A 13,131-nucleotide genomic window follows, 5' to 3' on the forward strand; every position below is an offset into this window, starting at 1 on the left:
GCATTGAAGGAGCGATATTCAAGACAAATTTTGTTCCCTCCGGTAGGGGAAAAAGGCCAGCAGGCATTGGCTGAAAGTCATGTCCTGATCGTTGGAGCTGGTGCACTTGGAACGGCATCTGCTGAAGGGCTTGTCCGGTCTGGAATCGGCACTTTGACAATGATAGATCGTGATTATGTAGAGTTCTCAAATTTACAGCGTCAGCAGCTCTATACAGAACATGATGCAAAGGCGCATGTGCCAAAAGCGATTGCGTCAAAAAAACGTCTCCAAGAGATCAATCATGAAGTGACCATACACGCCCTTATTGAAGATGCTGGGGCCGAGCTGTTAAGACCATTATTTCAGAGAGCGGATATCGTCATTGATGCGACAGATAATTTTGAGACAAGAATGGTGATGAATGATTTATCACTAGAAACGAAGACGCCGTGGATATATGGCGCCTGTGTGAGCAGTCAAGGGATGTATATGACCATACTGCCGAATAAAACGCCTTGTTTATCATGTGTTTTCACAGCGATGCCTGTTGGTGGTCTGACGTGTGATACAGCGGGGATTATTTCACCTGCTGTTCAAATGGTCTCTGCTTATCAGCAAACAGAAGCACTAAAATATTTAACTGGGCATGAAGATCAAATCGAGCGGAAGTTTGTCACATTTGATCTATGGCAGTCCACATCGTTTAAAATGGATTTATCTCGTACTAAGCAGCAGGACTGTCCATCTTGCGGCACGAAAAGAACCTACCCATATTTACACGATCAGCGTAAAAAAGCGACGGTCCTTTGCGGGCGGGACACAGTTCAAATCGTGTCAAAGGATTTAACGAATCTATCATTTGAGCATTTAAAAGAACGTCTGTCCTCTATTTGTGAGGTGGAAGTGAATGATTTTTTAATCCATGTACGCTATGAAACATACCGTATTGTCTGTTTCAAAGGAGGACGTGCATTAATCCATGGGACAAATGATGAAAAAGTAGCAAATTCATTACTAGCAAGACTGCTAGGCGTATAGGAGTGAGACGTGATGGAAAGACGACAGCCAATTCCAGTAGAAGAGGCCATGAAAAAAATCAACCAATATCAAAAGCATGGAGAAGTAGAATGGGTCCCTTTAAAGAATAGCCTTGGGAGGTTCATTGCAGAGGATATTGTGGCAGACCATGATGTTCCTGCCTTTGATCGATCTCCGTATGATGGCTTTGCACTTCGGGCAGAAGATACAAAAGAAGCATCAAGCGAGCATCCGATTGAATTTGAGGTCATTGATCATATTGGGGCAGGAATGGTCTCACCAAAAACCATTGGCCCATTTCAAGCCATTCGTATCATGACAGGTGCAAAGATTCCAGATGGAGCAAATGTCGTCATCATGATCGAACTCACAAAGACCTTCGAAAAAGACAGGAAACCTTTTATGTCGTTAAAAAGGCCGCTTCAAAAGGGACATAATATTTCTCGTCAAGGAGAAGAGACGCTCAAAGGGAAAGTGATGGTCAAAAAAGGAACAAAAGTGACCCCAGGCGTTACTGCCATCCTGGCGACGTTCGGATATGCAGTGGTGCCAGTTGTCAAAAAGCCGGTCATCGGCATTATCTCAACAGGCACAGAGCTTCTACAGGTAAGTGATGCAATGATGGACGGCAAAATCAGAAACAGTAATCTCAGTATGGTCTTTGCGCAGATTTTTGAAGCCGGAGGAGAGCCGCTTGATTTAGGTGGTGTATCCGATGATTTCGATCAAAGCTATCATGCAGTAAAAGCAGCCTTGAGCAAGGTAGACATGCTCATCACAACAGGCGGTGTGTCAGTGGGTGATTTTGACTTTCTGCCTGCTATTTATGAAAAGCTAGGTGCAGAGGTTTTGTTTAATAAAGTGGCCATGAGACCGGGCAGTGTGACGACCGTTGCTGCGTTGCCAAATGGTCAATTACTGTTTGGGCTGTCAGGAAATCCAGCTGCCTGTTTTGTTGGATTTGAATTATTTGTGAAACCGATCATCTATAGATGGTGCTTGAAAGAAAATCCATATCCTTCTTTTGCTTTGGCGGAGCTGACACATGATTTTCCAAAGGCCAATCCTTTTACTCGATTTGTCAGAGCAGCACTTCAATTCACTGGCAGCCAGCTGAGTGTGACGCCAACTGGTCTTGATAAATCAAGTGCGGTGACTTCTATTGCTGATGCCAACTGTTTCATCGCTTTGCCTGGGGGAACAAGAGGTTTTCAAGCAGGTGATCAGGTCAATGTTCTGCTGTTTCAGCACGAAGGTGGTGGCTCTCCATGCTGGATGCCAAATTAAGCATATTACAGGTGGTTGGCTATCAAAATAGCGGCAAGACCACACTGATCGAAAAGTTATGTCAGCTGGCTGAACATGAGGGGCTTAAGCTAGGCTGCTTTAAACATCATGGACATGGAGGGAAACCAGATCGTCTTTTTAAAGAAAAAGATACCGATCGATATGTTCAAGCGGGTGCATTTGCCGCAGGTGTCGAAGGAGAAGGTGAATGTCACTTTTCAATGCAGCACATGACGTTAGAACAATTGCTCATTATGTGTGAACATCTCCCGTTAGACGCCGTCCTGATAGAGGGATACAAACAGGCGCCTTATCGCAAAATCGTTTGCGTAAAGAATGAACAGGAGCTTATCGATCTTTCAACACTCTCCAATATACAAGCAGCCATTTATTTTTCTCAAGCGTTTCAGCTAACCGAAAATTACTCGTTTCCTGTGTTTTCAGCCTTTGAAAAGCGCGGGGTGACATGTGCTTTTAACTTATTGAAGGGGGGCAGCCTTGGTTGAATGAACTTTTTAAAATAACAAAAGGGCCAATTGATGTGAATGAATTGATTCAGCATGTGACAAGACGAAAGGCAGGAGCTATTACGACGTTTATCGGGACGGTCAGAGAGTGGACAAATGGCAAAAAAACATTGCGTTTAACCTATGAAGCATACATACCAATGGCCGAAAGCATGCTAAGTCAAATTGGACAAGAAATCAAGAAGCAATGGCCTGATACTGAAGTCGCCATTATGCATCGTATTGGGACACTTGAGATATCTGACATTGCTGTCGCGATAGCCGTTTCGTCTCCTCATAGGAAGGCCGCATACGAAGCCAATGAATATGCTATTGAACGAATCAAGGAAATCGTTCCAATTTGGAAAAAAGAATACTGGGAAGACGGAGAGGCCTGGATAGGTGATCAGCTTGAAACGGTTTCTTATCCAGAAGGAAAACCTAGCGATCTTCAACTGAACGAAAAAGAAGGTGATCGGCATGATTAACGTATTATTGTTCGCCGGCCTTGCTGAGAAGGCCGGTAAACAACAAATCATCATTCAAAAAGATCAAACAACGGTTGATGAGATTAAATTAGAATTACAGGAGGTATATGGTGTTGATGCTGCACAAAACGTGATGGTTGCAGTCAACGAAATATATACGAGGGAAAATGCTGAAGTGCGTAGCGGGGACACTGTTGCACTCATTCCTCCTGTAAGTGGTGGATAATAGTTATTAGAGGATTTGGTTATGGCCAGCGGCTGTAACCAATTTTTTATGTGTGAAAAGCTTGTAGAGGTACTTGGGTATGATCTTCGTAAATAAAACATCCCCTTCGTGCTTTAGAAATGTGAGGGTCGAGCTGCTGGATGAGATCATACAATTCGCTGATTCGTCTCACATTAAAATCTGTTTGGGCTTGAAGCTGTTCTTTTAATTCTTTTGTGCTCACAATGCTTCCCTTTTTCTCTTTAATAATATCTACACATCTTGCAGCGTAGTATATTTTGTCATTAGAGGGTCTGCTTTCTTTCATATCAAGTAATTTGAGCTCATGATAAATCTGTTCCCTTTCCTTTCGAAAGTATTGCCATGCTTCTTGTTCCTTTTCATAAAGTAAAATCAATTGCATTTTCAATTTTTCTCTTAACATTCACTTGACTCCATTTCCACTATCATTTAACCTACCTCTATTTTACATTATATGAAAAAATAACGTTTGATCAAGTAAAATCCCTTTATTTTTATTTTTTTAATATGAAAGTATTGATACTAAAGTCTCTGTTGTTCTGTAAAAGAAACCAATCATAGTCCTATAAAGCCGAGATTTGTCGAAATTACTAGGATTATTTTAACAAAAAATTGGTGTGTCTACCTGTGACCATCCGAATCCAAAGGAAAAGGATATTTATTCCGATAGGCATGTTGTTTATTTGATAAAATGTTTTTAGGTAAGTAAAATCAGCGTTTTTTGATATGAATATCGTCTGGTCATGGTGTCATTTGGAGGATGTCGTTCGTGAAAATAGAATAATAGAAATAGTCCTTCCTCTATGAAAATAAGAAAATCAAATGTTCTATTACTTATTGGCAATCTTTTGATAAAATAGAAAGAACAAGAGCGTGAATGTGCATTTCATACTTGCCTGACATAGAGAGGATGACATTTGATGAAAGAAAAAAGGCAAAAGCCCACGATCATAGGAGTGAGCACAAGACCAACAGAGCACCTGAAAAGAGTGTGGGAAAATCCGGTCGTTTGGCGGCCTTTATGCTGTGTGCTTGTTTTAACAGTCATTATCACTTATTTGTCTGAGCTGGTGAATGCAGGAATGTGGGCAGATTTAAGTTTGCCGATACCCGTTGTTTATGTGGTCACACTCATTGGTCTAATACTTGGGATTGTCATCAATGCTGCCATATATAGGTTCATCGTATTTTTAGCAAAAGGTGATGCTTCGTTTCAGCAGCTGTTTTCAGCGGTACTGTTTATTACACCAATTACGATCATTGGAACGATTATTTCTCATTTGGCGGTCATCCTTTTCCATGTTCCAAAAGATATCACTGTTACATCATTAAACGCACTGATTCAAGTCTCTGGTCCATGGCATGCTGTGTTAGCCAATTTCGATCTATTTGTGATCTGGAATCTTGTTTTAACAGGCTTTTTATTGATCCAAGTCGGCCGTATATCGCCGAGAATTTCTTGGATGATGATAGGAGTCTTTTATGTACTATCTTTCATTTTTCAATATGTAGGAACCACAATCAACATGTCAGTAAGCTGGGGGTAGAATGTCTTTATGAGAAAGAAAATCATCATCGGATCAATTTTTATCATTGTGATTGGTCTATTTATTGGATTTAACATTGCGAAAAATCAATCAAAGCCTGCTTCTACAGCAGCATTTAAAACAGTCAAACTCACGCCAAAAGAAATAACATCTACTGTGATGACACCTGGAACACTTTCATTCTCTGAAGAGCAATTCATTTATGTAGAAGAGGAAAAGGGAAAACTAAATGAAATTGCTGTTAAAGAAGGTGAAAAGGTAAAGGCTGGAACGCCGCTCCTTACATATGAAAATAAGGAACTGGAGCTTGAAGAGCAGCAGCAAGCACTAGCGGCTGAATCAAGTACACTAAAACGCGAACAACTGCAAAATAGGCTCAGTGAATTAGATAAAAAACAAGCAGGTGAGTCTGGCTCCAATTCCAAAAACGAGCGAGATCAGCTTGAATTAGAACTGAAAGCAGCTGAATTAGAGCAAAAACAAGCTGAGCTTAACCAAGAAAAAGTAAAAGCACAGTTAGAAGATTTAACGATACATAGTAAAATTGAAGGAACAGTCATAACCATTGAGCAAGAGGCTGGAGCAGGGAAGCTAGAAGAGAGACAGCCGATCATCCATATTGGCAATGAGAAAAAAATGATCGTGCGAGGTTTGATCTCTGAGTATGATGCCATAAAAATTAAAAAGAAACAAAAAGTAAAGGTAACATCTGATGTCATTCGCGGAAAAAGCTGGCAAGGAGTCGTGAAAAAAGTAGGGGCTGTTCCTGCACGGGCAGCATCCGATACAACTGATGGCAATCAAACTGTTCAATATCCAGTTGAAATAGAAATAAAGGGAAAAAAACCTGAGGCAAAACCAGGTTTTAAAATGATCATGGAAATTGAAACAGACAAGCGCCAAGCGCAAACGATTCCTGAAACAGCAGTAAAAAAAGAAAATGATGGACAACAATACGTTTATGTTGTTGAGAAGAATGTACTGAAAAAAGTAAAAGTAGGCCTGGGGGAAACGTCAGGTCATGTTCTTGAAGTAACAAAAGGTTTAACAACAGCCGATCAAATCATTGCAAATCCATCTGATGACATGTATGACGGAATGGAAGTGAATGCTGAATGATTCAGCTTTCAAACGTGACAAAAAGCTATGAGGTCGCACAAGAAACATTTGATGTATTAAGTGAGATTGACCTTGTCATTGAAAAGGGCGAGTATATGTCGATTATGGGGCCGTCCGGCTCTGGGAAGTCGACGTTAATGAATATCATTGGCTGTTTAGACCGCCCAACCTCAGGGCAATATCATTTTCAAGGAACAGAGCTGTCAGCAGCAAAGGATCAAGAGCTCGCAGTGATTCGAAATCAATCCATTGGGTTTGTTTTTCAGCTATTTCATTTGCTGCCTAGATTAAATGCGAGGAAAAATGTTGAACTCCCGATGATTTACGCTGGTATCGGTCAAAAGGAAAGAAAAGAACGTGCGGAAATTGCACTTCAAAAGGTTGGTTTGGCAGATCGAATGAAACATATGCCAAGTGAGTTGTCAGGAGGTCAAAAGCAAAGGGTGGCGATTGCACGTGCGATTGTCAATGAGCCTCAGCTTATCTTAGCGGATGAACCGACAGGCGCTCTTGACTCAAAAACAAGCTTCTCAATTATGGAACAGTTTACACAGCTGAATGAGGAAGGGACAACGATTGTGCTTGTGACTCATGAAGAAGAAATAGCTGCATATACAAACCGGACGGTCGTTGTGAGAGATGGCCGCCTTGTTGAAGATAGTTGGAAGCAAGGGGACGCTATGAATGAAACTCTTTGAAAATATCAAAATAGCGCTGAATTCTGTTTTAGCTCATAAATTACGTTCTATTTTAACGATGCTTGGGATTATTATTGGTGTTGGGTCGGTGATTGCAGTCGTTGCCATCGGTCAAGGCGGTGAGCAAATGTTGAAAGAATCGATTTCAGGGCCAAACAATACCATAGATATGACGTATACGCCTTCTGATGAAGAGTTAAATGCGAATCCAAATGCCTTATTTGAAGCCGTATTTACTGAAGAAGACATACAAAGCATTAAGACAATCGATGGGGTGAAACAGGTCGCCTCCTCGACTGCACAAGGAATGCAATTGAGATTTCAAGATACGACAGTTGATGCTACAGTTAATGGTATGAATGAAGGTTATATGAATGTGCATTCACTTCAAATAGCAGAAGGACAGGATTTAAAAGATATTGACTTTAGAAGCGGCAGAAGAGCAGCTATCATCTCAGAAGGTGTAAAAAAAGAACTGTTTCATGGACAAAAGGCATTAGGCGAGATGATTTGGATGAACGGACAGCCTGTTGAAGTCATCGGTGTTTTAGCAAAACAGGAAGGAATGTTTTCATTTGATATGAATGAAATATATGTCCCATTTGCGATGCTCACCTCAACATTTGGTTTAAATGAATATGATAAGTTGTCTATTCAAGTAGCGCATGCTGACCAAATGAAGGAAGTAGGGAAAAACGCCGCTGCTTTATTAAATGAAAATCACCATACAGAAGACGCTTACGAAATGATCAATATGGAAGAAATAGCTGCAGGCATCGGCCAAATTACGTCTGTTATGACAACGATCATTGGCTCAATTGCCGGTATCTCCTTACTTGTCGGCGGCATCGGTGTCATGAATATTATGCTCGTTTCTGTGACAGAGAGGACAAGGGAAATCGGTATTCGAAAGGCGCTTGGGGCAACCAGGGCTCAAATACTCGTTCAGTTTTTAATCGAGTCTGTTGTTTTAACACTCATCGGCGGGTTGATGGGGATCGCACTTGGCTTAGGCGGTGCCTCGCTAGTGTCACTATTTGCCGGCTGGCCGTCTCTTGTGTCGTGGCAAGTGGTGTGTGGAGGTGTACTGTTTAGTATGCTCATTGGGATTATTTTTGGGTTAATCCCTGCGAATAAAGCAGCAAGACTTGATCCTATTGAATCGCTCAGGTATGAATAATACTGAGAAGAAAAAGAGCAGCAAATAGTGTGACTTCACCATCAGAAGCTTTTATGCAAATCGCATAAAAGCTTTTTTTAGTTCCATTGAATGAAATGAAAAATGATAGAAATGCTAATACCATGACTTTCATCTTAATGTCACATATTTTTCAGTTTACAAATGGTACATATAAAGGTAAGATGACCATGGTGAAAGATTTTGATAGTTATTGAATGTATTTGATTGTTTTGTATTGATAATGTTGAAAAAAGCGATTACAATAAAGGTGCGCGCAAAATGAATACGTTTTCAAAAGGGGGTGTTTTCATGTTAACACCGGAAAGACATCAACTCATTATCGACTGTTTAGAAGAAAATGATGTCATCAAAATACAGGACTTAACGATTATGACGGATGCGTCGGAATCTACAATCAGAAGAGATTTATCAGCCCTTGAAGAAAAAGGATTCCTCAAAAGAGTTCATGGGGGAGCAGCCAAGATATCAAGTATCCGTCTTGAACCAGATGTATATGAGAAATCTGCCAAAAACCTTCAAGAAAAGTCATTGATTGCAGAGGCAGCTGCTTCACTTTTAAAACAAGGCGATTGTATTTATTTAGATGCTGGTACGACAACACAGCAAATGATTGAATATATCGATCCAGATCAAGATATTGTTGTGGTGACAAACGGTGTTATGCACATTGAAGCACTCATGAGAAAAGGGATTTCTTTTTACCTGATAGGCGGATCAGTAAAGCATCGAACAGGAGCCATGGTGGGGGCCGCAGCTTTGACAGCGATGGAAAATTACCGTTTTGACAAAAGTTTTGTTGGGACGAACGGCATTCATCCCGAGGCAGGGTTTACAACACCTGATCCAGAGGAAGCGCTCATGAAAAAAAGAGCCATGAAGCAGGCGAAAAAAACCTATATCTTATCAGATGCCTCAAAGTTTGGCGAAATATCGTTTTCAGCCTTTGCTAGTTTACAGGAAGCGACCATTATCACAAACGATGCAAAAGAGGATTCATTCGATAATTACCATGAAAAAACGGTTATAAAGGTAGTGAAAACATGATTTATACAGTTACTTTAAACCCATCAGTTGATTACATCGTACACGTGGAGGATTTTGCTGTCGGCGATTTAAATCGTTCAACCTATGACAAAAAATATCCAGGTGGTAAAGGAATCAATGTCTCAAGGCTTTTAAAACGTCACGGTGTTGAATCAAAAGCACTTGGATTCATTGGCGGATTTACAGGCACATATATTCAAAACTTTTTACAAAATGAACAATTACAAACAGCCTTTCACGAGGTGTCAGAAGATACACGAATCAATGTGAAACTAAAAACTGGTGAAGAAACAGAAATCAACGGACTGGGTCCAACTATTACGGAAGTGCAATTTGAGTCGTTTCTATCCCAATTTACTTCATTGACTGAAGGAGATGTCGTTGTATTAGCTGGCAGCATTCCTTCTTCATTACCTCATAACACTTATGAGCGTATTGCTGAAGTTTGTGAGCAGCAAGGTGTAAGAGTTGTCCTTGATATTTCTGGGGAAGCGTTAAAAAAAGCAGCACATATGAAACCGTTCTTAATGAAACCAAACCATCATGAGTTAGGTGAAATGTTTGAGACGAGTATTTCATCAGCGGCAGAAGCCATCCCTTATGGGAAAAAGCTGTTAGACCAAGGTGCTGAACATGTCATCGTATCCATGGCAGGAGACGGAGCCCTTTTGTTCAGTAAAGAAGGGGTCTATCAGTCGAATGTTCCGAAGGGTACACTCATCAACTCAGTTGGTGCAGGAGATTCAGTCGTTGCAGGATTTTTAGCCGGCGTTTCTAAAGGTCTTTCCATTGAAGAGTCATTTAAGCTTGGTGTTACATCAGGAAGCGCTACAGCGTTTTCTGAGGAACTTGGAACAAAAGAGCTTGTCGACACACTACTACCACAAGTAAAAGTCACACGCATTTAAAGGAGGAGTCATCATGAAAATTACAGAACTACTCACGAAGCATACGATTAAGCTTCAATTAGATAGCCAGCAGAAAGAAGCAGTGATTGAAGAGCTGGTGACTGTATTAGATACAGCAGGTAAATTAAATGATAAAGAAGGCTACAAAGAAGCTGTCATCAATCGTGAAAAACAGAGCTCTACTGGTATTGGCGAAGGAATTGCGATTCCGCACGCTAAAACATCAAGTGTGAAAGAACCTGCCATTGCATTTGGCCGCTCGACTGCTGGTGTAGACTATGAATCACTAGACGGACAGCCAAGTCATCTAGTCTTTATGATTGCAGCAACTGAAGGCGCAAACAACACGCATTTAGAAGCACTTTCTCGTTTATCAACACTTCTCATGCGCGAAGAAATCCGAAAGCAGCTGCTCGAAGCGGCTACTGAAGATGAAATCATCGACATCATCAATACGCATGATCAAGACGATGAAGAAGAAGAGGAAGTTATAGAAGAACCGGCAGCATCAGGAAAACCTGCTAAGATCTTAGCGGTAACAGCTTGTCCAACGGGCATTGCGCATACATTTATGGCGGCAGATGCTTTGAAAGAAAAAGCAAAAGAAATGGGCGTTGACATTAAAGTTGAGACAAACGGCTCTAGTGGAATTAAACATGCCCTTACAGCAAAAGAAATTGAAGAAGCGCCAGCCATCATTGTGGCAGCGGATAAGCAAGTCGAAATGGAACGCTTTAAAGGCAAACATGTCATTGAAGTACCTGTGACAGCTGGAATTCGCCGCCCGCAGGAATTGATCGAAAAAGCAATCAATCAGGATGCACCGATTTATAAAGGTTCAGGCGGAGGTTCTTCAAAAGACGAAAATGAATCATCAGGCAGCGGAAGAAGTGGATTTTATAAGCACTTAATGAGCGGCGTAAGCAACATGCTTCCATTTGTTGTTGGAGGCGGTATCCTCGTTGCGATTTCATTCTTCTGGGGTATTAAGTCGGCGGATCCTAATGACCCTTCCTTCAATTCATTTGCAGCTGTATTAAAAGGAATTGGCGGAGATAATGCGCTTGCCTTAATCGTTGCTGTATTAGCTGGATTTATCGCCATGAGTATTGCAGACCGTCCAGGTTTTGCGCCAGGTATGGTCGGTGGATTTATGGCCTCTGCTGCAGGTGCTGGATTCTTAGGCGGACTAATTGCTGGTTTCCTTGCTGGTTACATCGTGGTGCTCTTGAAAAAAGTATTCACAATCGTACCGCAGTCGCTCGATGGCATTAAACCGGTTCTGCTGTATCCATTGTTCGGTATTTTCTTTACAGGCATTATCATGCATTATATTGTCAATACACCAGTTAAAATGGTGATGGACGGATTAACACACTGGCTTGAATCACTAGGTACTGGAAACCTTGTACTAATGGGCATTATTTTAGCTGGTATGATGGCGATTGATATGGGTGGCCCAATTAACAAAGCGGCTTACACATTTGGTCTTGCTATGATTGCTGCTGGCAACTATGCACCGCATGCTGCTATTATGGCAGGCGGAATGGTTCCACCACTAGGTATTGCTCTTGCGACAACGATCTTTAGAAATAAATTCTCAAAACGTGACCGTGAAGCAGGTATTACATGCTACTTCATGGGGGCCGCTTTCATCACCGAAGGGGCGATCCCGTTTGCAGCGGCAGATCCTCTGCGCGTGATTCCTTCAGCCGTCGTTGGCGCAGCAGTTGCTGGCGGATTAACGGAATTCTTTAGAGTCACGCTTCCTGCACCACACGGCGGACTATTCGTTTTCTGGGTAACAAATCATCCGGTTCTTTATATCATCAGCATCTTAATCGGTGCTGTTGTCACAGCGCTTTTACTTGGTATTTTGAAAAAACCAGTCAAACAAGAAGCGTAATTCAGAAGAGAAGCATCGTGAAGAGCGGTGCTTCTTTTTGTTTAATGATCAACAAATTAGGAAAAAATAGCTAAATGGATGGTTGTCTTGTGAATTTTTAATTGACATGTGATAAAGTAAAGTTATTCAATTCACGTTTCAAGTCTTTTAGCAGAAAGCCTTAGGAGGAAGCAGTATTTTGAACGAAGAAAACAAACAAAACGAAAATGACATTCAATCTGATGCGAAGCAAGCCAAAACAGAGAAGAAAAGTTCACTGTTTGAATGGATCAAAGCCATTTTGATTGCACTTGCACTTGTCTTTCTCATCCGTACGTTCATATTTGAGCCGTATGTGGTGGAAGGAGAGTCAATGGACCCAACCCTTCATGACGGGGAAAAGCTGTTTGTAAACAAAACCATTAACTATCTCGGTGGTGTCAAACGCGGTGACATCGTCATTATAAATGGAAAAGATGGTCAGAAAATTCATTATGTAAAACGATTGATCGGCCTTCCAGGCGACACGATTGAAATGAAGGATGATACCCTTTACATTAATGGCAAAAAAGTAAATGAGCCTTATTTAAAAGAGAACAAGGTGCATGCGAAAGAGTATGAGGTGCATTTGACAGGGGATTTTGGTCCGCTGAAAGTACCGAAAAACGATTACTTTGTGATGGGTGACAACAGACTTAATTCCATGGACAGCCGAAATGGACTTGGACTCATTGAAAAGGATCGTATTGTCGGGACATCAGAATTTGTTTTCTTCCCATTTGGTGACATTCGACAAACACAATAAAAGCACCCTTCTCAAGGCGTGAGAAAGGTGCTTGAATGGACGACCTTTAAAAGAAGGGTCGTTTTTAATTTGGCATGAGCATCGTGACAATGATCACAATGGCCAAAACAGAAGCGAACACAGACCCGGTGATGGCTAAAACGGATCGAAACAATCCGATCTTTTGATTTTCTTTTCCCCGCTTTTGTAAAAAGCGTTTGGAAAAGAGGTGGACCAGTGTGTAAATGAGAACAAGCCCAATATAAAGACCAAAGTCCTTCGCGTTAAATCCTGTTGCAGATAAATAAATGCCCATAAAGAAAATCAATAAACAGTATTCCATGAGTGTGAGTAATCTCAAATTGCATGAACTCCTTCAACAAATCATTCCAACTTA

General features: G+C 41.2%; 15 protein-coding genes. 13 read left to right on the top strand and 2 right to left on the bottom strand.

Going from position 1 to position 13,131, the window contains the following annotated elements; all coding sequences use genetic code 11:
- Positions 1–3 precede the first annotated feature (3 nt).
- From NPA43_RS06725 to moaD, 5 genes are read left to right on the top strand one after another with little or no spacing between them, the layout of a single operon-like run.
- Complete coding sequence (locus NPA43_RS06725) at positions 4–1,020, top strand: thiazole biosynthesis adenylyltransferase ThiF (protein ID WP_249704666.1); 1,017 nt, start codon at positions 4–6, stop codon at positions 1,018–1,020.
- A 9-nt stretch (positions 1,021–1,029) separates the two neighbouring features.
- Positions 1,030–2,307 carry a molybdopterin molybdotransferase MoeA gene (locus NPA43_RS06730; RefSeq protein ID WP_180275571.1) on the top strand — a complete coding sequence of 426 codons (1,278 nt, stop codon included), beginning with the start codon at positions 1,030–1,032 and terminating at the stop codon, positions 2,305–2,307.
- Positions 2,289–2,813 carry a molybdopterin-guanine dinucleotide biosynthesis protein B gene (mobB, locus tag NPA43_RS06735; protein WP_099728741.1) on the top strand — a complete coding sequence of 175 codons (525 nt, stop codon included), beginning with the start codon at positions 2,289–2,291 and terminating at the stop codon, positions 2,811–2,813. The genes NPA43_RS06730 and mobB overlap by 19 nt, the downstream gene beginning before the upstream one ends.
- A complete protein-coding gene (locus NPA43_RS06740; protein WP_099728742.1) occupies positions 2,810–3,301 on the top strand; it encodes a molybdenum cofactor biosynthesis protein MoaE in 492 nt (163 codons plus the stop codon). Before mobB ends, NPA43_RS06740 begins: the two co-directional genes overlap by 4 nt.
- Complete coding sequence (gene moaD, locus NPA43_RS06745; protein WP_041108823.1) at positions 3,294–3,527, top strand: molybdopterin converting factor subunit 1; 234 nt, start codon at positions 3,294–3,296, stop codon at positions 3,525–3,527. The genes NPA43_RS06740 and moaD overlap by 8 nt, the downstream gene beginning before the upstream one ends.
- Positions 3,528–3,573: 46 nt before the next feature.
- Here the strand turns inward: moaD and NPA43_RS06750 are convergent, their stop codons facing one another.
- Positions 3,574–3,951, bottom strand: a complete 378-nt coding sequence (locus NPA43_RS06750; RefSeq protein WP_099728743.1) for a Rok-like winged helix domain-containing protein — start codon at positions 3,949–3,951, stop codon at positions 3,574–3,576.
- Between the two features lie 517 nt (positions 3,952–4,468).
- On the opposite strand from NPA43_RS06750, the gene NPA43_RS06755 reads away from it, so the two are divergent.
- The 8 genes from NPA43_RS06755 to lepB all read left to right on the top strand — a co-directional run bounded on the left by NPA43_RS06755 (position 4,469) and on the right by lepB (position 12,755).
- A complete protein-coding gene (locus tag NPA43_RS06755) occupies positions 4,469–5,095 on the top strand; it encodes a YknW family membrane protein (protein WP_099728744.1) in 627 nt (208 codons plus the stop codon).
- A 9-nt stretch (positions 5,096–5,104) separates the two neighbouring features.
- The gene (locus tag NPA43_RS06760) at positions 5,105–6,214 is read left to right on the top strand and encodes an efflux RND transporter periplasmic adaptor subunit (RefSeq protein WP_099728745.1); all 1,110 of its coding nucleotides are present in this window, start codon (positions 5,105–5,107) and stop codon (positions 6,212–6,214) included.
- Positions 6,211–6,912 carry an ABC transporter ATP-binding protein gene (locus tag NPA43_RS06765; RefSeq protein ID WP_099728746.1) on the top strand — a complete coding sequence of 234 codons (702 nt, stop codon included), beginning with the start codon at positions 6,211–6,213 and terminating at the stop codon, positions 6,910–6,912. The genes NPA43_RS06760 and NPA43_RS06765 overlap by 4 nt, the downstream gene beginning before the upstream one ends.
- On the top strand, positions 6,899–8,092 hold the full coding sequence (locus NPA43_RS06770; protein WP_099728747.1) for an ABC transporter permease: 1,194 nt from the start codon (positions 6,899–6,901) through the stop codon (positions 8,090–8,092). Before NPA43_RS06765 ends, NPA43_RS06770 begins: the two co-directional genes overlap by 14 nt.
- 309 nt (positions 8,093–8,401) lie before the next feature.
- Positions 8,402–9,157 carry a DeoR/GlpR family DNA-binding transcription regulator gene (locus NPA43_RS06775; protein WP_099728748.1) on the top strand — a complete coding sequence of 252 codons (756 nt, stop codon included), beginning with the start codon at positions 8,402–8,404 and terminating at the stop codon, positions 9,155–9,157.
- The gene (gene pfkB, locus NPA43_RS06780) at positions 9,154–10,065 is read left to right on the top strand and encodes a 1-phosphofructokinase (protein WP_099728749.1); all 912 of its coding nucleotides are present in this window, start codon (positions 9,154–9,156) and stop codon (positions 10,063–10,065) included. Before NPA43_RS06775 ends, pfkB begins: the two co-directional genes overlap by 4 nt.
- Positions 10,066–10,078: 13 nt before the next feature.
- Entirely contained in the window at positions 10,079–11,971 is a 1,893-nt protein-coding gene (locus NPA43_RS06785; protein ID WP_099728750.1) for a PTS fructose transporter subunit IIABC, read from the top strand.
- A gap of 211 nt (positions 11,972–12,182) precedes the next feature.
- Positions 12,183–12,755 carry a signal peptidase I gene (gene lepB / locus NPA43_RS06790; protein ID WP_249704699.1) on the top strand — a complete coding sequence of 191 codons (573 nt, stop codon included), beginning with the start codon at positions 12,183–12,185 and terminating at the stop codon, positions 12,753–12,755.
- Between the two features lie 64 nt (positions 12,756–12,819).
- Here the strand turns inward: lepB and NPA43_RS06795 are convergent, their stop codons facing one another.
- Positions 12,820–13,095, bottom strand: a complete 276-nt coding sequence (locus NPA43_RS06795; RefSeq protein WP_249704676.1) for a hypothetical protein — start codon at positions 13,093–13,095, stop codon at positions 12,820–12,822.
- Between the last annotated feature and the right edge of the window lie 36 nt (positions 13,096–13,131).

The organism is Bacillus pumilus, assembly GCF_024498355.1.
In the GTDB taxonomy this organism is placed as follows: domain Bacteria; phylum Bacillota; class Bacilli; order Bacillales; family Bacillaceae; genus Bacillus; species Bacillus pumilus_P.